The organism is Thalassotalea sp. ND16A, from assembly GCF_000764205.1.
GTDB lineage: Bacteria > Pseudomonadota > Gammaproteobacteria > Enterobacterales > Alteromonadaceae > Thalassotalea_A.
This window is the reverse complement of sequence record NZ_JQDZ01000104.1, coordinates 24276-46866: the sequence shown is the minus strand read 5'-3', so window position 1 is coordinate 46866 and position 22591 is coordinate 24276. Positions and strand designations below refer to the sequence as shown.

9 protein-coding genes are annotated in these 22591 nt (G+C 42.8%); 6 read left to right on the top strand and 3 right to left on the bottom strand.

What is annotated here, in order from left to right; genetic code table 11:
- Positions 1-121: 121 nt before the first annotated feature.
- On the top strand, positions 122-2647 hold the full coding sequence (locus tag ND16A_RS04530; protein WP_033078600.1) for an efflux RND transporter permease subunit: 2526 nt from the start codon (positions 122-124) through the stop codon (positions 2645-2647).
- A 161-nt stretch (positions 2648-2808) separates the two neighbouring features.
- Here the strand turns inward: ND16A_RS04530 and ND16A_RS04535 are convergent, their stop codons facing one another.
- Positions 2809-5184 (bottom strand): S8 family serine peptidase, encoded by a 2376-nt coding sequence (locus ND16A_RS04535; RefSeq protein WP_033078599.1) that lies wholly within the window; start codon positions 5182-5184, stop codon positions 2809-2811.
- A gap of 386 nt (positions 5185-5570) precedes the next feature.
- Between ND16A_RS04535 and ND16A_RS04540 the strand changes: the two genes are divergently transcribed.
- The 3 genes from ND16A_RS04540 to ND16A_RS04550 all read left to right on the top strand — a co-directional run bounded on the left by ND16A_RS04540 (position 5571) and on the right by ND16A_RS04550 (position 12707).
- The gene (locus tag ND16A_RS04540; RefSeq protein ID WP_033078598.1) at positions 5571-7397 is read left to right on the top strand and encodes a S8 family serine peptidase; all 1827 of its coding nucleotides are present in this window, start codon (positions 5571-5573) and stop codon (positions 7395-7397) included.
- A gap of 278 nt (positions 7398-7675) precedes the next feature.
- On the top strand, positions 7676-9364 hold the full coding sequence (locus ND16A_RS04545) for a S8 family peptidase (protein ID WP_033078597.1): 1689 nt from the start codon (positions 7676-7678) through the stop codon (positions 9362-9364).
- A 175-nt stretch (positions 9365-9539) separates the two neighbouring features.
- Entirely contained in the window at positions 9540-12707 is a 3168-nt protein-coding gene (locus ND16A_RS04550; RefSeq protein ID WP_033078596.1) for a ligand-binding sensor domain-containing protein, read from the top strand.
- 49 nt (positions 12708-12756) lie between these two features.
- Here ND16A_RS04550 and ND16A_RS04555 read toward each other — a convergent pair whose 3' ends face one another.
- Positions 12757-15651: an ATP-binding protein gene (locus ND16A_RS04555; RefSeq protein WP_081945646.1), complete on the bottom strand. Its 2895-nt coding sequence runs from the start codon at positions 15649-15651 to the stop codon at positions 12757-12759.
- 450 nt (positions 15652-16101) lie between these two features.
- On the opposite strand from ND16A_RS04555, the gene ND16A_RS04560 reads away from it, so the two are divergent.
- A complete protein-coding gene (locus tag ND16A_RS04560) occupies positions 16102-18477 on the top strand; it encodes a bifunctional diguanylate cyclase/phosphodiesterase (protein WP_052073236.1) in 2376 nt (791 codons plus the stop codon).
- Positions 18478-18667: 190 nt separating this feature from the next.
- Here the strand turns inward: ND16A_RS04560 and ND16A_RS04565 are convergent, their stop codons facing one another.
- Positions 18668-21457, bottom strand: a complete 2790-nt coding sequence (locus ND16A_RS04565) for a M16 family metallopeptidase (protein ID WP_033078595.1) — start codon at positions 21455-21457, stop codon at positions 18668-18670.
- Between the two features lie 348 nt (positions 21458-21805).
- On the opposite strand from ND16A_RS04565, the gene pdxH reads away from it, so the two are divergent.
- Entirely contained in the window at positions 21806-22459 is a 654-nt protein-coding gene (gene pdxH / locus ND16A_RS04570; RefSeq protein WP_033078594.1) for a pyridoxamine 5'-phosphate oxidase, read from the top strand.
- Positions 22460-22591: the final 132 nt, after the last annotated feature.

The following is a 22591-nucleotide window of genomic DNA, read 5'->3' as shown; positions in this document are numbered from 1 at the left end:
GGAACAATTCTTCTTTGCGAAGCAGTTCTATGAACCGAAGGCATGGATGCCTGAGATAAAACGATTAACTACTGCTTTATAGAGTTTATAAGTTTGATGTTCAATAAAACCAGGGATCGCTATGTTTTTTAACTTCGGTGATTTTTATGAACGGCAAATTCTGGCAAAACCTAAGCTAGTTACTGCCGTCATCATCCTCATCAGTTTATTTTTTGCTGCCCATATAAGCAATTTTAGATTAGATGCCTCCAGCGAAACTCTGGTGCTCGAAAATGATGCCAGTTTACAGTTTTACCGAGAAATAAAAGCTCAGTATGGTTCTGATGATTATCTCATTATGACGTTTAGTCCGAGCCAGCCGGTATTCGCTAAGGAAACTCTAGATCAGCTAATTTCGTTGTCTGCTCGTCTCGAAGACGTAGCCGACGTAGCAACCGTCATCAGTATTTTAAATGTGCCCTTGGTCAGCAGCCCGCCAATTTCTTTGCAATTACTGCAACAGCAAACACCAACACTGCTAAGCGCTGGCACCGAGCCCAAGTTAGCCCGGGAAGAGTTAGTGACAAGTCCGCTGTATCGGAATTTATTGATCAGTGCCGACAGCCAAACCGTGGCATTAATACTCAACATCAAGCAAGACCACACCTTGTTAGAGCTGGCCAAGCAAAGAAACTCGTTAAAAGTAACGGCCGCAGAGCAAGACCTCAGTGCTGAACAGCAACGACAGCTGACAGCAATTAACAATGCCTATTCAGCATATGCCAAGGAGTTGCAAAACAAAGAAGCCAAGCTGATTAACAACGTGCGCCGGGTAATGAGTGATTATCAACAATTTGGTCAGTTACACCTTGGTGGTTTGCCGATGATCACGGCAGATTCCATTGCCTTTATCCGGCACGACCTAATGAGTTTTGGTATTATTGTCTTCGTTTTTATTATCATTACCTTAGCGGTCGCCTTTAGTCGATTAAAGTGGGTGTTGTTACCGTTAATTACTTGTGTCATTACCGGTGCTGCGATGGTGGGTTTTCTTGGTCTGGTCGACTGGCCGGTGACGGTGGTATCTTCAAATTTCATTTCACTAATGTTGATCCTGACCCTCTCTTTGCTCATTCATCTGATCGTGCGCTATCAGGAATTACACTGGCAAACCCCCCAAGCGAGTCAACTGGTGCTGGTCTCCACCACGTTGAGAAAAAAACTTATTCCCTGTTTATTTACCACCACTACCACCATCATTGCCTTCGGTTCGCTCATGGTGAGCGATATCCGGCCAGTCATAGAGTTTGGCTGGATGATGAGCTTAGGGATAACTTTGGCTTTTATTATGGCTTTTACCCTGTTTCCGGTGATGATGATGCAATTTTCACCCGGGGTGCCGGTGAATCAACAAAACTTTACCAAGCGCATTGTCCTCTGGCTTGCCCATAATTTATTGGCCAACGGCAGGCTAGTCATATTATTCTACCTTATTATCGTCATCTTAAGCATTGTTGGTGTAACTCGACTTACCGTTGAAAATCGTTTTATTGATTATTTTAAAAAATCCACCGAGATCTACCAGGGCATGGTGCTTATCGATCAAAAACTCGGTGGCACCACGCCATTGGAAGTGATCATCGATGCCCCGATTATTCCACTAGAAGTGGTAGATACAGCAACGGAAGAGGATGACGAGTTAATGGCGGAACTTGGTTTGGACGACGACGATTTATCCGAGTTTTCGGCAGAACAACCGGCCAATGCTTATAACGGCTATTGGTTTAACCTTAACATGCTTGCCAACATCAAAAAATATCATAGTTATTTAGAGAGCCTGCCGCAAACGGGTAAAGTGCTGTCGGTGGTATCGGGGATGGCATTAATTAATCAGGTTTCACCGGCAAGCAAAAATGATGATTTTACCTTAGAGATTTTATATTCAAAATTACCCGAATCGGTAAAAGACGTAATTCTAACGCCCTACATATCGCAAGATGGCGATCAAATACGCTTTAGTATTCGCTTATTCGAAAGCGATAAATCACTGAAACGTACGGCGTTGCTCAATGAAATTGAGCAGGGGCTAACCAGTAAGTTTGGCTTAAAACCTGAGCAAATTAAATTTTCAGGCATGCTGGTGTTATACAACAATATGCTGAAGAGCTTATTTAACTCACAGATAAAAACTCTCGGCATAGTGTTTTTCTGTATTTTGATAATGTTCATGATGATGTATAAAAATTTCAAATTGGCGTTGATCACCCTGATCCCAAATCTCGTTTCTGCGCTGATGGTGCTCGGCATTATGGGATGGGCCCATGTGCCGCTTGATATCATGACCATCACCATCGCCGCAATTAGTGTCGGTATTGCGGTTGATGACTCGATTCATTATGTTCATCGATTTAAGCTGGAATATCAGAAAGGCGGTGATTACCTAAAAGCCATGTTCATTGCTCATGCCAGCATTGGCCGGGCGATGTACTATACCTCAATCACCATCACCTTAGGTTTCTCGATACTCACCTTGTCCAATTTTCTCCCTACCATTTATTTTGGACTGTTGACCGGTTTTTCAATGATGGTTGCGCTGCTGGCAAATTTAACTCTGCTACCTTTATTGCTGTTCTACTTTAAGCCACTGAATAAGAAACAGCTTTCCTAATCCCTTTTTCATCTGGATTTTGATGATGATAATGGAAAAGCTTGTTTAGCTATTTATCTATTTAGTGCTAAGTAAATCACCATGTAAAAAGGGAAAACAGTGTTAACCATTTTCCCTTTACTGTAGCGCTTAACTGTTGTGCTTAACTGGTCACAGCACAGTTATGGATTATAGCTTACATCCAAGTTCACTCCACTTGCGGCTCTATAGCCATATATGCCGATATGCCAGGTTGTTGCTGCCGGGTTGTTGAATGAACAAAATTCATTATTGCCACTTTCATATGGGCGACAATCGTAGCTCGATGAACTTGGTTGTGCGCCTTGTTTGATGTACATATCAGCATCTCCGGTACCACCACTCATGGTAAAATCTAATGTTGCCATTCCTGCTGGCACATCAATGGTGTAGTACTGCCACGCTCTGCGAGCAACACTGATATCGCTCACAGTAGCAGAGCCGCCAGTTGCACCACCGGTGCCTCCGGTTGAACTTTCGGTATAGTTCGCCGTTAAGCTAACGCCCGAGAACGTCGAGTAAGCAATAACGTTTACGTAGTAGGTGCCCGTTTGTACGTTATTGATTGGGCAGCTTTCACTATTACCACTTTGATAAGGTCGGCAATCGTAACTGCTGCTCGTTGGTGCGGAGCCAAATTTCACGTATAGATCGGCATCACCGGTACCACCAGACATGTCAAAGCTTAGATCGGTTGAGCCAGCCGGAACTTCAATGGTAAAACTCAGCTCTTCAGAACTGTTCGCCGTAAGGTTGGTTTTGGCAACGCCGTTTTCAAGTACGTTACCGCCGGTTGGTGGTGGTGTGGTGGTGCCACAGCCTGCAGCTAACAAATCTGAGGCGGCTTTGGCTTGTGCCAAGCCAAAGCCCGTTTTGTCATCACGGCCTGCCGTTTCTAAGTCAATGGCGGTAGATTTAAGGGCACTGCGAACATCATCGGCAGTACAACTTGGGTTATTGCTCCATGCTAATGCCGCCACACCGGTAACATGTGGTGTAGCCATCGAGGTACCGTTGTAATAAGCGTAGTTTTGGCCATCATTAACCGTTAGCTCAACGTTGCTGCCCAACTGGCTAAGCAGTTGTTGGGCCAAAGAGCGGTTAATGGATACAGTTGGCACATTAACGTCACTGCTGCCATCTACCAAGAAAGGGTTTTGTAACCCGGGACGAGCACTGTCACTGTAAACAATAACCCCGGCGGCACCAGCATCGGTACAGGCTTTGGCAGGGTTGATTTCCGGGTAATTACTGCCTACCTGATTATCATTACGTTCGGCCAAACAGATGTTACCGGCAACATTACTACAGCTATAACTGCTGCCCGAGATAGTACAACTTGCTAACACGCCACTGGCGCTGCCATTAACGTTGGTTACCACATAATTTGAGCCACTTTGGACATAACGGGTTTGCGGCACCACTTCATCGTTACCATAGGTCGTACCACCAATGGTGATATACCCCAGGCGGCCATCACCAGCAACGGTGGATAGTATCGCCTCCCCCGGTGCTGCAATTTCAACCTGGCTGGTGTATTGTGAAAATTCTGCGTGCTGACCATTTTGATCGACCGCGCCAACGGCCATAACCGCATCATAAGATGCCGGGTATGACATGGTTGAATTGCCATCGTTGCCTGATGCGGCAACCAGTAAAATACCGGCGTCAGCGGCAGCTTGTAGTGCATTTTTCTCGGTATTACTTGAACCGGCACCACCTAAACTCATGTTGATAACTTGTGCGCCATTATTCACACAAGTATCAACCGCATCGACAAGCTCACCGGTATAGCCCCAGCCAGATTCATTAAACACTTTGACAATATGCAGGTTTACATTGGTATTCGGCATAATACCGACTACGCCTTCGCTATTATTTACCGCCGCAATCGTGCCGGCTACATGAGTTCCGTGTGAACCGCCATTTTGATACCAGTTACCGGTGCCTGAATTGTTGGTACCGGTAGCATTGTTGGCACTTAAGTCCGGGTTATCTTGTTGGTAACCCGAGTCAATGATACAAACCGTCATGTTGCTGGCATCATTGTCGCTGAGCAAGTCAGACTGAGTATTGCTAATGCCCCATGGCTGGTTTTGTGCCATTAAAAAGCGCTTATGATCCGGTTCGATAAATTCAATCGACTTATGATTTTTCAATTTATTGATCAACGCCTTCACATCTTTCATATTTTTTTGCTGACCAAATGAAATAATGTGGTGGCCATTTTTTAAGATTTTTTCATGCTTTAACGCCAATCCGGCTTTTTTCGCCAACCCTGGTGGAATGGATTTCCCCTGATGCTTGTCTTTAAATTTTACAATTAGTCGGTCGGTTTTATCTAAACGCTGTTGCTGCTGTTTGCTTTGCCATTGAGCAAAAGTGATCGTCTCACTTGGCTCATTTATTTGGCTAACTTCTCTCAATTCACTTGCTTGCGTCATGCTTGTTGCTGTCATTACCGACAGAGCAAGCGTGCTCAGTAGTAATCTCTTTGGCGTTAATCTATTTGCTTTCATTTTATCTCTCTTATTATTAATAACGTATCGGCTAAATTGCATCGATAAAGCGGAAACTGGTGGTAATTCCCAACCCCTTCAGCATGCTTAGTTAGCAAGCAATTAACTAGCAAAAAGCTGACAATGACTATTAAAAACACGACATGACAAATTCACAACGTAACACTAACCAGTTGTTTTTAAAGCACTTAACAGGTCGGTGTCGGGACAGTGCGAAAAGTCGTCGTGAATTTGCTAGGTGTCAATTGGGCAGCTGCTAGTATGGAGACATACCAAGATTCAAGGAAATGATGCGGTCACTAGAGTCACACGGAATAACAATGACTGAATAAAACAATCTTAATATAAAAAGAATAAGCTCAAACAACCAAGAGAAATTACATACTATGAAAATATCAAAATTTGCAACATCCATTGTTGCCCTAGCTGTTACTTCAGTATTTAGCGCACAAGCGGCAGACGATCGTTACATTATGCGCGTTGACAATAATAACAAAGGTGTAGTGAAAGCTCTTGCCAAGAAATTAGGCGCTGAACTGAAGGTTGATGGCAATGGCTTTATCGCCGCCTCGTTTTCAGGGAAAAACTTAGAGCAAGTAAAAGGCTTAATGAATAATCCACATATTCACGCGGTTGAAGAAGATCAACGCCGTATGCCGTTATCTGTATACAGCGATGATGCGGGTGATCCATCAGCAATGCAAATCACCCCATATGCGGTATACCAATCGCAAGCGGATCAACTAAGTTTTAATAGCAATGCCGGCATGAAGGTTTGTATTATCGATTCGGGTTTAGACCGTTCAAACTCTGATTTCGTTTGGAATAACATCAGCGGTGATAACGATTCAGGAACTGGCAACTGGGATGAAAATGGCGGTCCTCACGGCACACACGTTGCTGGTACTATTGCCGCAGCTGACAACAGCGTAGGTGTTGTTGGTATGGCGCCAGGTGCCGATTTGCACATTATCAAAGTATTCAATGCTGATGGTTGGGGTTATTCATCTGACCTGGCCCACGCTGCCGATAAGTGTACGGCCGCAGGTGCCAACATCATTAGCATGAGTTTAGGTGGCGGTGGTGCCAATAGCACTGAAGAGAATGCGTTTAAAGCATTTACTGCCGCGGGTGGTTTAGTGGTAGCTGCTGCCGGTAACGATGGTAACAGCGTACGTTCATACCCTGCCGGTTACCCGTCAGTAATGATGATTGGTGCCAATGACGGCGATAATAACATTGCCGATTTCTCACAATTCCCAAGCTGTACGGTTACTACCGGTCGTGGTAAAAATGCGACAACCGTAACCGATGAAACGGTTTGTGTTGAAGTAACCGCCGGTGGTGTCGATACCTTATCAACCTACCCGGCAGACATGGCAACGAGTGCTTCTATGAGCGCCGATGGCCAATACTTTGCGGCATCAGCGATGGAAAATTCAGGTAGCGTTAGTGGCAATACTTACTACATGGGCACAGCAGAAACTACTGATGGCGGTGCCAATGGTAATATTTGTGTGATTGACCGTGGCGCTATTTCGTTCCACGACAAAGTGCTTAACTGTGAAAATTCTGGCGGTATTGGCGCCATGATCATTAATAATGAAGCCGGTATGTTATACGGCACGTTAGGTGAGACCAACGCCACCACAATTCCAGCAGTTGGTGCCACGTTTGAAGACAGAGCAGCGCTAATTGCCGCAACAACCGCAGACATTAACATTGGTACTTCGGATTATGGTTTCATGAGTGGTACATCAATGGCGACACCTGCGGTATCAGGTATCGCCGCCCTAGTTTGGTCTAACCATAACGGTTGTACTGGTACTGACATTCGTGAAGCATTAAAAGCGACCGCCGAAGATGCCGGCGCTGCCGGTAACGATGTCTACTTTGGCGCAGGTATTGTGAAAGCAAAAGCGGCAAGCGATTATTTAACCGCCAATGGTTGTGGTGTTGTAGTTGAACCACCTGTAGGTGATATTTCTTTAACAGCCAATGGTTACCGAGCTAAAGGCAAAAATAAAGTAGATTTATCTTGGTCTGGCGCGAGTACGTCAAGTGTTGATATCTACAAAAACGGTAGCTTATTAACGACTACAACCAATGACGGCGCTTACACCGACAGTTTCAGAACATCGGGCACTTACACCTATTCAGTATGTGATCAAGGTACAAGTAACTGTTCTGCGGACTCAACCGTAAGCTTTTAGTTTTTAATTAACGCGTGATTAATATCCGGCCGATTTTATCGGCTGGATATTGTTGTTTTAACCTTACGAAAATGATTAAAAAAATTTAACGTTAGCCCGGCTAATGTTGACATACAGGGTGTTTTGTCGATATGTTGCATAAAAGTTAGAATAATAACGATTTTTTAACATATCAAATTAGCAATTTATATTGGTTACACAATGCAGTATAAATCCGCAGATATTATCCCTTATGTTTTTAAAATGAGTTTTATGTATGTTGCACAAAGGGGAAGAGAATGTCTTTTAAATCAGTAAGTAGAATAATAAAACCATTCACATTGCTAGGCGTTATTGGGCTTTCAGCCTGGCTTATCAATTCTGTATTTGTAGCCAAGCCTACCAATAGTACTCAGTCTTATATCATCAGTGCCAGTAATTATGAATTATTGCAATCAACCCTAGTAAGGCTTGCGGCAGTTCCAAGCCATCAGTTAGCCATTATTAATGCGGTTGCGGTTAACTTAAACGAAGCTCAATTAAGCCAATTACGCCAGCAAGTGGCGGTTAAGGTCAGCGAAAATTATCAGGTAAAACTTGCCGGCGGGAGAGCATGGGGCAAACGTAAATGGCAACCTAAAGCTGTGGTAGCCGAGTATATTGATGCCACCTCTGCGCATGCAGCGAACAACTTTGGCGACAACGTCACCATCGGCTTTTTAGACACCGGCTTAGATCAATTATCCGGTTTATCTACCGATTTATATGGTCGCGATAAAGCCTGGGGTACCTATGATGCGGTTAACAATTCGGTCAGTAATTACGACGATGAAGCCAGTGGCCATGGTACTCATGTTGCCAGCATTGCCGCCAACAGTGACTATGATGTTTATGGCAAAATATACGGTGTAGCTCCCAATGCAGCTCTTGTTGGCATCAAAGCATTTGATGCCAATGGCCAGGCCACTTACGCCGATGTGATCCGTGGCATCGACTGGGCCTTACAGGTTAAAGATCGAATTAACCTGAAAGTATTAAACATGTCATTTAGCGGCCCGGTACGTTCTAATTACTGGGATGACCCGTTGAATCTGGCGGTAATGAAAGCATGGCAAGGCGGCATTGTCGTGGTTGCCTCTGCCGGTAATACCGGACCTGAACCAATGACCATCGGCGTACCCGGCAATGTACCTTATATCATAACCGTAGGGGCGATGACCGATAATTACACCTCGACAGACAGCTACGATGATAAATTGGCCACCTTTAGTGCCGCGGGCCCAACTTATGAAGGTTTTGTTAAGCCGGAAATACTCGCACCCGGTGGTCATTTATCGGGGTTGATGTCTTATGACTCACAAATCGTAGTCGAACACCCGGAATATCATGATGGTGGCAGGTATTTTGAAATGTCAGGTACCTCACAAGCCGCCGGGGTAATTTCAGGCGTAGTCGCGCTGATGCTAACCGATAACCCAACCTTAACGCCTGATCAGGTAAAATGTCGCTTGATCGCGAGTGCGCATACTGCCCGAACCGAGAGCGGTGAATTGGCGTATAGTGTGTTTCAACAAGGCGCCGGGGTCGTTAATGTCAAGGATGCATTAAACAGTTCCGCGGTTGATTGTGCCAATACGGATTTAGACATCACTCAAGATCTCGCCGGCGAGCAACACTATTCCGGCCCGGCCAGCATCAATGATGACGGTAATTTTTATATTGAAGGGCTCGGGGCAGAATATGTCTGGGATATAACCGGCTCCGATGCTGATGGCATTAGCGATAGCACGTTAACCGATGTTGAAATAGACCGGTTAATCTGGAAAACGGGTTTTAACGTCGACAGGCTGATCTGGAAAACTAGCCTAGAAGTCGACCGGTTGATCTGGAAAACCAACTTAGAAGTCGATAGATTAATTTGGAAAACGAATGTCGATTTCAATAGCAATGAAGAAATTAAAGTAAACAACTGGGTAGAACAACAGTAACAATAAGTAAAAGGCTACTAATACCAAATGGATTAGTAGCCTGCTCTTAAAGGCTGATTGAAGATAACATTGAACTTAACAACTCATCATCGCCAACACATTTTTATTGCATTGCTGTATTGCAACAGATAGATTCAAATATTCGTTTCAATAGGTAAAGGAAACTCACATTAGAATGAAATTCATTTTAACCCTGGTATTGCTCTTACCCTTACTAAGTCGTCCTTGTTTTTCTCAAAATGTTAATTCTTTTAAAAACTTTACCGCTGATCATCCTTTGTCATATCAAGCCGTTCGCACCATTGCTCAGGATAAAGAAGGTTTCATCTGGTTTGGTTCACAAGAAGGCATACATAGGTATGATGGCCATCAATTTCTAAGTTTTCATCACGATACCAGAGATACTAGCTCATTAAGTTCAGATGTGATCAGTCGCGTACTGGTTGACAGTAAAAAACAAATTTGGGTGGCAACTCGCGGTGGCGGCCTAAATTTGTACCGTGAAAACTTGCAAAATTTCCAACGGATCACCTCAAAGACAAAGCCGTTGAGCTTAACCAACGATAATATAAATGCGTTAATTGAAGATGACCGAGGCAACCTCTGGATTGGCACTGAAAATGGCATAAACATTCTGTTTCGTACTGACCAAGAATGGCAAGTGAAACATATCGTACAAGAGTTGGGAAATCCCAATAGCTTATCAAATAACAGCGTTGAAACCATTTTACAAACTGAAAATGGTCTGGTTTGGGTTGGTACTGGCGGCGGCGGTATTTCGGTATTTGATCAACAGGGAAATTTCATCCGAACGGTTAAGATCCGAGCCGATAAAAATGACTCAGCGTCTGAAAAATTAATTAAAGTGCTCTATCAAGATAGCATGCAGAATATTTGGATAGGTACCAGTGAAAGTGGTATATTTAAGCTTACCCAAGAGCATGACCAAGTGGTTCATTACCAATTTGAAGAAGGAATTGAATCGTCACTGATGAGCAACTCGATTGAGTCTATTTATCAAGACTCAACTGGACGTATCTGGGTGGCAACCGACAAAGGCATAGTGCTATATGACAAAGCCCAGGATAACTTTAGCCATATTAATCATTCCATTAGCAATCCTCGCAGCTTAACCAATGATTTTGTACTGACGATTTTTGAAGATAACATGAATATGATCTGGATCGGCACATTTTCCGGGGTCAGTCGCTGGGATCCTCACATGACCACATTTACTCAGTATAATGATCAACAATACCCAAAGATTGCCAGCAGCTTAATCATGGATTTCGCGCAACTAGACCGCAACCATATTGTCTTTAGCACCTATGCCAACGGTCTTTATCAGTTATCGGTTGAAGATAATAAAATCAGCCCTTTTAAATTCAACCTTGCCAATAAAAAACTGCGTTTAACCAGTCTGCTCATTGATGGTGACAGGCTTTGGTTAGGCTCTAGATCTTCGGGTTTGTTCGAGATCAATTTGGCCAATGGCGAATCTAAAAATTATCGTCACGACAGTAAGAATAGCCATTCTATTTCGGCCAATAGCATTACCGATATCCATAAAGACACCGCTGGCAGACTTTGGGTTTCTACCTATCATAAGGGCCTGAACTTGCTCGATAAAAATGGTCGTTTCAAACGATTTGAAGCAACCTTGCCGTTGACCAATAAAAGCCCAAGCACCAACCATATATTGCAAATAGTCGAAGATGAGCAAGGTGATATCTGGTTAGCAACTTATGATGGCGGTATTAATCGCTTCAATCCCGGCACTGAAACATTCACCCATATCCATCATAACGCTAACATTAAAAATAGCTTAAGCAGCGATATCGCCTGGGTTATGTTATTCGATCAGGCAAACAACTTATGGGTCGGAACGCAAGCTGCAGGCTTAAACTTATTAACCCGAGACAAGATAGTCGATGAAAACTATGCTTTTCAATATTTTGATATAAAAGATGGCTTGAAAGATCAAACAATTTACGGTTTTTCACAAGACTCTGCTGGCAATATTTGGTTTAGCTCCAACAAGGGCATATCGCGCTATTCAGTAAAACATAATAGTTTTAAACATTTCGATACCCGCCATGGTTTAGTCGACTTGGAATACAACCACGGCGCAGTATTTAGCGGTGCCGATGATATCTTATATTTTGGTAGTGCCAAGGGGTTTACCAGTGTCGATCCAAAAAACATATTAACCGACCAACCCGCCCCCGTTGTCAGGCTTACCAATATTTTTAAGCTCAATGAACCTATGGTCTTCAAGCAAGGGTTATCCAATGTAGAGTCGCTAACGTTTAACTACAGCGATCAATTAATCGCCTTTGAATATGTCGGCTTAAATTATAGCGATTCGGAATCAACTCGTTATAAATACCGCTTACTCGGCTTTGATGATGAATGGATAGATGCCGGAAAATTACAACGTGCCAGCTACACCAATTTACCGGCAGGTAATTACACCTTGCAAATTATTGCCGGCAATAGTGATAGTGTCTGGAGCGAGCCCGGTTACTCTATCGATATCAGGGTCAATCCTGCACCCTGGAATACCTGGTGGGCCTATGTCTTATATGTGGTGTTAATTGCCCTGGCCGTGCTCAGTTATACCCGTTTGATCAACAGAAAATTAGTGATCGAGCAACAACAAAAGCTATTGCTGAAAAAGCAGGTTATCGAAAAAACCAAAGATTATGCGCAAAAAAATACTGAACTGGAGCACGCCAATAATCAATTGGAAAAGGCCGCAACCGTCGATAAGTTAACCGGGGTAAAAAGCCGACGTTACCTCGATATATACATTGAACAAACCAGTCAATTAATGAACCAGATCCATCAAAATATTTTGCCGGTACAGCGCAGTATTTTGCCAAGGCTGTATCTCTTAATGATCCAGACATCCAAGCCCGACACTATCAGTAACAGTCAATTGGTAAATTTAACCGATTTATTACTCTACTCTCGTAACCCCGATGATTTGGTGATCCGTTGGTCAGAGGATACCTTTGCCATCATTGGTTTTGAAAAAGACAATAATGCCAGTGAGCTGGCGGCAAGGTTAGCCAGTCGATTCGACAGTATTTTTGAGCCACAACAGAGTGTTAATCAGGCATATTCGTTTTATCCGTTTAACCGTGAACAGCCCATGGATCTGTCTTGGGATCAGGTAAGCGTGATGGTAGAGCTGGGGTTGAATATCGTCAGTAAAGAGCCGTCACTTAATTGGTTAGGCTTTTGTGCACCGAAACTGCAGCCATTCGACTACTTACAAGTGATAAAACAACCAAGCCTGTTGATGATCAAACAACATATCGACTTTAAACAAGGGTAATACCAATCTGTATAATACCAAAGCCAATAATTCTTTGCTTAATATAGGGCTACTTCATGTTTTGGTTTTTTACACAATCCTGTTGGTATTGTTTCGGCGTGCAATTGAACGTTTCTTTGAAACAACGGCCAAAATAAGTTTGTGAAGAAAAGCCAACATCTAAGGCGATGATGCCTATTTGCGTACCATTTTTCAGTAATTCCTGGGCTTTTGTCAGTCTGAATTCTTTGATGAAGTTATTCGGAGTGGTACCGAGCAACACTTTAATTTTGCGTTGTAATTGACGCTCACTCATCGCCATTTCACTGGCAAGTTGCTGTATGCCCAAATCAATTTCCATATACATTTTAGCAACGGCCGCCTGCAGTTTCTCAAGAAATAGCTCATCTAAAGATTGCGCTTCTGTGCTGTCTTCGGTTAACAACGACACCTTGTTTACGCAGTTTTCTTTGCGTGCTGTTTTTTCGCTTTGCTTAAACTTTTGCAAGTAAGATTGCTGCAATTGTTTTCTACTTTCAATCAGGTTTGCGATGCGAGTTAGCAGTTCCTGTTGATTAAATGGTTTACTCAGGTACTCATCGGCTTGCAAATTCAGGCCCTGCAAACGAGAATCTAAATCGGATCGGGCTGTCAGTAATATCACCGGGATGTGTGCGGTTAATTCATTGCTTTTTAGCTGCTTTAATACGGCAAAGCCATCAATGCCGGTAAGCATAATGTCGCAGACAATCAAGTCGGGAATGTATTCCTGCGCCAGGGTCAGGCCCAGCTCGCCACTCATTGCCAGCAGACAATGATGCTTTTGTTCGATCACCTGCTTGATGTGGCTTTGCATGTCGACATTATCTTCAATCACCAAAATCACTTTTTGCGAGTGCGCGACTCGTTGATTGAGCGGATGCTGTTGTTCAATCAGTAACGACGACACCTCATTTTCTGAAACACTGTTTGGCGTTTCTGCTTCAATCTCTTTCGCACTCGCCTGTGGAATGGACAGGGAAAACTTACTGCCCTGACTATACTCACTCACTAAATTTATTCGCCATTGATGGGCTTTAACCAGCTCATTTACCAAAGATAAACCAATACCAACACCGAAAATTGCTTTATTTTTATCGTCATCGGCACGCTGAAAGCGTTCAAATATTTTGCTTTGCGAATCACTGCTGATGCCAATGCCATTATCGATCACATCGAGGATAATGGTATCTTGTTCACTATAGGCCTTCACCTGAATACTGCCGCCTTCTGGTGTATATTTAATCGCATTGGCCAGCAAATTAAAGAGTATTTTTTCAAACGCCTGCGCATCGCAATCAAGCCATAGGTGATCGGGAATATCGGCGCTAAAGGTCAACTTATTTTGCTTTGCCAGGCGGGCAAAGGAATCATTCGGCATGGCCATAATGGTGCTAAGTCGATACCTTGCCAGTGACAACTGTGGGTTATCGGTTAAACGGGAAAGTTCGAGTAATTGTTCCACCATTCTCACCAGGCGCAAACCATTACGTTTGGCGGTAAGCAACTCTTTATGCTCGTTATCGGCTTGTTGTTTTAATAAATAACGATCGAGTACGCCATTAATAATGGTCAGTGGCGTTCTAAATTCATGAGAAATATTGGCAATAAATTTATCTTTTAATTCCAAGGTTTTGGTTTCTGCCAGTTTGCGCGCAGTTAAATTGATAAAGGTGATAACAATCAGCGGCTGTTCTGCTCGTTCCGCCCATTGCAGCTCCGCTTGTACCGGAAAATCGGTACCATCGCATCTCTTTGCCCGGCATTCCACGGAGATGCCCTGCTCTTTTCGTTGCAGCGCATAAACATTACTTTGAAAATCGAAAAAATAATGCATTTGTTCATCCGCCGAGAACAAGGCACTCACCGGAGTTCCCTTCAGCTCGTGCTCTAAACTTTGCAACATTTGTACCGCGGCCGGATTGGCGGAAAGTATTTGTCCCGACATTGACGCGGTTAAAATCGCATTGTTTGATGCGCTCACTATCGCTTTATCTTCGGAATTTAGCAGTGAATCCGTTAATTGCTGAGTTATTTGCTGATATTCATTCAGCTCAGCGCTTTGCTGAGCGACTTGCCGTTTTAGTTTTAACGAGAAGCCACGTTTTTTATGAGTGATAAACAACAACAAGGTGAACGCGGTTAACAACCAAAAAGCGATGACTAACGATTGCAGATAAGAATGAGTGATATAACTTAATTGTAACTCTAAGCCAACGACGTGGATCACCACCAGGCCAATGACCAACAGGAGAATATAAAGCTCCGGATAGGTGTGTTTTTTAACCGGCGTTGGCGGAGTCACATGATTTAAGGTAATACAAGCCGCAAACGTTACCGTGAAATATGGCACCAGCTGAACAAGTCCGGCAAAGTAACTCTGCTGGAATTCAGCACTCAATTCATTCGGGAAAAATACACTCAACTTATTCACCAGGATCAATAAAGCGGCAATAGACAACAAGCTGTAGAGCGAGATCCAAAATCGGCCCTGGCAATAAATGCTGCAAATACCTAAGCGAATAAAAATAAGTAAGCTGATAGCGAGATGAAAAAATGCAGAAGGCGAATAAACTTGCTCTGTGCTTTCGGCAAACTCTACCGGTAATAAGACAAAATAACAAAAGCAAACTACGATGAAAAATACTGCCGGAACCCTGCCGCTAATATATTTATTCAGTGGCGTATCGCTTAAGTGCGGGTTGGTTTCAATAGCCAATATAATGAAAAAATAGCACAACAAGGAAAAGAAATCGGTTAATAACTGCTGAGACAAGCCAGTTCCTGCCAGCAACACCACTTCAAATGTCAATGCGCCAAGTACAGCAAAAGCAATAAATTGCCAGAACAACTTTAACGAGCGAGAGTTGGTTTTTAAATAACTCAGCACAGCAAAGCCCAGACTAATTAGCTGCAGAATAGCCATAGGAATGGGAATAGTACCGTTTAAGGATGATGAAAAAATTGGCGTAAAATGCGCGTAAGGAAAAAAACTTAAAGCGAAAGCTATCAATAAAAACAACAACTTATAATACGAAAGCAATGTAAGACCCCAAGATTGACATAGTATTTATTATCAGATCCCGTCATTGGGCTTTTGTTTATTCCTTGAACCAGGGGATTATATCGTAATTCACATGGTATTAACATTATTCAAATTTACTGCAGCCATGCTGTGCCATTTGAAATATTGCAACAGCCATTGCCGATATTCGCAAACATCTAATTTTGCTTAAATTTCATCCAACAAAATTTGCTCAAATGAAAAATGTTTGCCATGGTTAAAGGTAATAAAAAAAAATTGTAAAATATTGCTTGCACGCAACAATGGATTAGAGGAATTGTGTAAAAAGTAATGTTTTAAAGGAATCGCGCCGTGGAATCGAAATTTAGTAGTTTAAGAAATCGGATATTTTTCTTCTTTATTTTGTTGCTGATTGTGGTACAAACCGTTTCTTTTTTTAATTCCTATTACGCCAACAAACGTACGGAAAAGCAACAACTCACCGCACTCATCACGCAAGCGGAAACCCAACTCAAAGGTGAACTCAAAACTCGTAAATATTACCTCAGTGCGTTTGTTGAAATCGCCGCAACCGATAGTGAATTAGCCCATGGTATATTAGCCAATGATCCAGATTTATCACTCATATTAAACAACCACCGTAAGCGTATAGATGCCGATATTGCCCTTGTTTTTAATTTAAATACAGAGATCATCGGTGAACTCTTGGTAAAAGACAGTAATAAAGAAATAAAAAGGGTGTATACCGGAAACCAAATTGGCGATCGGTTTAAGCATCCGTCCTGGCTTACCGAGGGACTCAGCCAATCCTTCTATCATTACAACAATGAAATCTATCAACTGGTGATCACGCCGGTGGTTAATGACCATAAGAGTATTGGTTATATCGGTTTGGGTTATTCACTCAATAACAAATTGGCGGAAGACTTAGCGACCTTAACTAATTTTAATGTCGGCTTTGGTTTAGAGACTGCTGATCAATGGCAATGGGTTTCAATAAATAAAGCCGCTGATAGCAAGCAATTCTCCCCTAACAAAGCTTTTAATGAAGAAGACTTCATCGCCGTAAACTACCCATTAGGCGACGTTAATGGCAACCAGCTTATTGCCACTGCATTTCAGTTGCGATCATCTTTAGTGGCGGCAATTATCGAAGACTCTCTTAATCTGGTAATTTTGATTTCGGTTACCTTGGCGATATCCTTGATAGGTGCATTTATTATCGCCAGTGGCGTTACCGAGCCGGTAAGACGTTTGGTTAAATTAACCAAAGACATTGCCAAAGGTAATTACCAAAGCGAAATTTTTGTAGGTAAAACCTATGAGTTAAATCAGTTAGCTGAGCAGTTTGGCGAAATGCAAGACGCGATAGAATCGCGCGAAAAAGAAATTATCCAACAAGCGTTTTCAGACAGTTTGACTGGGTTACCGAACCGTAACCAATTTCAACGAGAAATGCATGCCATTGCCAATCCCTACTTATTATGTCAATTGAATGTAAGACGGTTATCCGATATCAATGATACTTTAGGGCATGACGTAGGCGATGAAGTGATTCAAGAAATCGGCAATCGCTTACAAACTCTTGAATTGCCTTTATATCATACCTCGGGAAATGGCTTCTTATTGCGCTTAGACCATAAAATGGTGGAAGACGCGAAAGACTGTATTCAAGAAATAAATGCCGTAATTGAGCCAAATTTTAGTTATCAAAATATTGCCATTCACTTGCAAGTGAACATAGGTGTTACCTACAGCAGCGGTTGGGCACAAAGCAATCAGTTATTAAAAGAAGTGGACGCAGCAATGCAAATAGCCAAGCGCAAAAATTTGCTGTTCCAACTTTACGATCCGCAGATAGATTTAAATACTCTTGATCGATTACAATTGGTTAACCGGTTGAAGAGTGCCATTGAAAATGATGAATTTACGCTTTATTATCAGCCGAAGTTGAATCTGAAAAACAATACCATTGAAGAAGTTGAGGCTTTAGTTCGTTGGGTTCATCCGGTGAATGGCTTAATTGCGCCCGATGCCTTTATTCAAATTGTTGATCAAACAGGACAGATGACCGCATTAAGTAATTGGGTGATCAACAAAGCCATTGAACAGTATTTTGTTTGGCAGGAGAGTGGCATCGACATTAATATTTCGGTCAATATCTCCCCTGAAAACCTGCTCGATGATGATTTTTGTCAGCAACTTATCAACAAGCTTTGTGGCAGCAATGAGCTTTATAAAGGTTTTTGTTTTGAGATAACCGAAGACGCATTTGTTGATCATAACTCTAAGGCAATTGAAAATATTTCACTATTGCGAAAACACGGAATTTATTTATCCATTGATGATTACGGGACGGGCTACTCTTCGTTGGCGCAATTGAAAAATTTACCGGTACAAGAACTGAAAATTGATCGATGTTTCATTCAACATTTAACTCTGCAGCCAGAAGATCAACTGATTGTCAGTTCCACCATTCAATTATCCCATCAATTAGGATTAAGTGTGGTTGCTGAAGGGGTAGAAGATAAAAAAACCTTGGATTGGTTAGTCAAAAATAACTGCGAGACAGCCCAAGGCTTCTTTATCTGCAGGCCTTTACCGGTATCTGAGTTAGATCGCTGGTTGCATAATTCTGAGTACAAAACCAGAGTTATCGCAGAAAATAGCGTTAAAGAAAACAATGCTTCAATCGTAAGGAATATGAGTATTATCGTTAATAAATAACCTTAATACCAAGTTGATTAAATATCTGATCATTTTTAATGGTTAAAGAATTGTATGGAAATTCTGCATATCGCTCTTCCCTGAGCAAAACAGAATTTTATCCATCCATGGAAATTCTGCATATAGCTCTTCCCCGAGCAAAACAGCATTCAAATCGTCCTTGGCAATTCTAAGTTAATTCACCCCGGAGTTATTTGGCCACGCTGGCAAAATCACCGGCTTTAAATACATTCAACTCTAAACTGGCAATGTGCTTGTTAAATGCGGCATTAACCTCGCGTACCGTTAATTTTTGTACGGCAGTGATTTGTTCATCATAAAACGATAAGTCCTGATCAAGTTTGGCCGACTTCACCAAAATACTGGCAATCGTACCATCATCTGCCCATTGGCGGTTACGGTCACTAACAAAGCCTTTTACCGCTTGATCTAACTCTTCTGCCGTAAAGCCATCATCAGCCACTTTCTGCATCTCTTCCCGATATGCGGCAATAACATTGTCAACATTCTCCGGTGCCGAAATGGCCCAACCTAACGATAAACCTTGCTGGTCGAGGGTATTAACATTGAGGCCGGCACCAACGGTGTAACTGTACCCTTCTTTCACCCGAATTCGGGCGCCAACCCGAGAGGTGAAAGTATCGCCACCAAATATTTTGCTCGCCATTGCTAACGCCGGATAATCTGGATGAGTCACCTGCATGTTGATAGCATTAATAAAGTAAACTTGGGCATTGGCTTTATCGGGAGTTTCACTACTTACCATCAGTCCCTGGCGATCTTTGAAACTCGCTTGCATACGCTGATACGGCGTATCGTTGACAAAACTTGCTAACACCGCATGCAATTGCTGGGAAATTTGTTCTGCGTTTACATCGCCAACTACGGCAATATAACCATTGTTGATATTGGTATGGCTGTGATAAAGCGCCGCCAACTCCTTCGTGGTGATTTTGTTGATCGCGGTGATTTTGTCTTCTAAGCTGACGTAAGCTTTTGGGTGGCCTTGCGGGTAGTTGTATAACGATTTTCTGAAACTGTTAACCGCAATCGAGCTAGGGTCGGTACGCTGTTGCTCAATACCGGCAACGGAGCCGCGTTTTAGTACATCCAGTTCACTTTCAGGGAAGGTTGGAGTGCTCATTAATTCACCCAAAAATTTAACGGTTTGAGCCAGGTTTGTCTTGTCGGTATTAATCGACACATCGGTCGCGCCCGCCGAGGTTGAAATTGAAATAGAGCTTTTTAATTGATCAAGCTTAGCGGCAATCTCTTCTTTACTGTAATTTTGATTACCTTGTTTGAGCATGCCACCAATAAAGCCCATAACATTGCCCTGACCCGCCAATGTTTGCGCGGTGCCACTAGGGAAGTGCATGGAAATAATAATTTGCTCACCACGCAAGATTTTCGGGTAAACGCTAACTGTCGTACCCTCTTGCCAGTTAATGTTAACCAGGCGCTGTTTAATGTTAGGTACCGTATTGTCATACACCTCACCGGCAGCAATCACTGCTTTGCCGGTGTAATCTTTTAGTAACTCATCTAAATTCGGTTTTTTCGGAATTTCAGCCCGCTGCGGCTTTTCCGTTGGAATGAAACGCCCGGAAGTACGGTTACTTGGGATTAAGTATTTATCCGCTACCGCTTGCACTTGCTCCAGGGTAACCTGTTCAATTTGATCGCGGGAATAAAATGCTTGACGGTAATCGCCCATGGCAATGTATTCAGACAATTGCATACCAACACCGGTGACACTGCGCATCGCTTGCTCCGTTTGGCGAGCGAGTTTCGCTTGGGCAAAATCAATTTCGTCCTGGGTGATAGGTGTAGCATGCAAATTTTCGGCAAGGGCAATTAACTTGCTTTCTAACTCGCCAATATCAGAGTCTTTGCTGCCCTGTAAAAAAAATAGAAATTGCGAGCTGTCTTCAAACGGAAACATGAAATTTGAGGCACTGGTGGCAATGCCAGTTTCCACCAGTTCTTTTTGCATACGACCACGGGTGTCATCACCTAATATTTCATTCAATATCGACAGTGAAGCCGCATCTTGATGCAATGCCGATGGTGCGTGATAAGACAAGCCCACATAGGGCAAGTCACCAACACGACGAATATAAACACTGCGTTCGCCGTCTTGGGTTGGCTCAACCGTATACAGCGGTTCTTTCGCTACGCTTGGTTTCGCTATGCTGCCAAATTTTTGCTCCACCAGGGCCATGGTTTTGTCTTTATCAAAGCGACCGGCAATAATTAATACCGCATTATCCGGGCGATAATGCTTTTTGTAAAATTCACGTAAACGATAAAACGGGAAGTTTTCTACGTCTGAGCGTGCGCCAATGGTGCTTTTTCCATAGTTATGCCATAAAAAAGCCATGGACGTCATCCGCCCGATTAACATCCGGAATGGACTGGTTTCACCTTTTTCCATTTCATTGCGAACTACGGTCATTTCACTTTTAAGCTGTTCTTCGGTAAACGTGGCATTGACCATACGATCTGCTTCCATACCTATCGCCCATTCAAGGCTATCTTCGTTGGCATCGAAGGTTTCAAAATAGTTGGTACGGTCAGTCCAGGTAGAGGCGTTTTTACCCATACCGCGTTTTTTAAATTCTTTGTCAATTTCCTGATAGCTTGTTGAGCCTTTGAACAACATGTGTTCAAGTAAGTGTGCCATCCCGGTTTCACCATAATTTTCGTGTTTAGAACCCACTTTATAGGTGATATTTACCAGGGTTTTCGGTTGCGAAGCATCAGGGTAAAGCAATACTTTTAAACCGTTTGCTAACCTATACTCTGCAATACCTTCAACGGTACGCACGTAAGTTAATGCGGTACTTTGTGGTTGTTTTGCTGCTGGAGACGCCTCAACATCTGGCGATGTTTGGGCCGTTGGCGAGGTTGCACAGCCCGTTAAGCTTAATGCCATAGAAACAGAAATACCGATCAGGGTAGGTTTTAAAAATTTCATTAGTGAACCTTTCGTTATTGAAATATTGATTGCCAGCTTTCACTTAGCTAAGTAAAGCTTAAAAAGTAAAATTTTGCGTTTGTTTGTCGTGTTGAAATAATCAAATGGATTATTATTTGCTGATACTAGAGTAACCAATTGTTTAGGTACATTACAAACATCAAATTGTTAGTAATTATTAAATTCTCGTTAACAATCATACCACTGAGGTTAAGAATTGATTTTTTCATCCAGCTATTAGGCCTATATTATGGCCAATATTAACTTGATGCTAAGCTTTATTAGTGTTTCGCAGGCAAAGGTTAACTGTTACAATTTTCGCTAATTTATAATCACCAGAAAAAGCTGATGACTCTCTTAGAAAAATTCCGTTGTTTATTCACTTTTGGTCAAGGCGTTGCTTTGCCTTTGCCAGTAATACCTGAAAGTAAATCGCCGTTTGAATTGTTTCAAGCCTGGTTTGATGATGCCAATAAATCGGGAATTTTGTTAGCGGAAGCAATGTCAGTGAGCAGTTGCAGTGCTGATGGCCAGCCATCGTCAAGAATGGTGTTGTTGAAATCTTTCGATGACACTGGCTTTGTGTTTTACACCAATTATGGCAGCCGGAAGAGTCAGGAACTGCAAGAAAACGACAAAGTAGCGCTGCTGTTCCATTGGGGCGTATTGCAACGTCAAATTCGCATTGAAGGCGTGGTAAAGCGTACCTCACAAGCACAATCAGAGCAATATTTTCATAGCCGGGACAGAGGTAGCCAGATTGGCGCCTGGGCTTCCAGGCAAAGTGAAAAACTGTCTCATTCAGACGAATTAAAAGATAGAGAGCAACAATACAAAACCGAGTTTGCCGATAAGCAAGTACCACTACCTGAATTTTGGGGTGGCTATCGGGTTGAGCCTAGTTATATCGAGTTTTGGCAAGGCCGAGCCAGCCGCTTGCACGACAGAATATGTTTCGAGAAACAGGATGAGGGTTGGGACGTGTTTCACTTGCATCCGTAGGAGCAAGGTACAAGGTACAAGGTACAAGGTACAAGGTACAAGGTACAAGGTACAAGGTACAAGGTACAAGGTACAAGCAGCATTGTTGAGGCCCCAAGTTAGTTTTGCAACACTTACTTGGGGCTTTTTTTG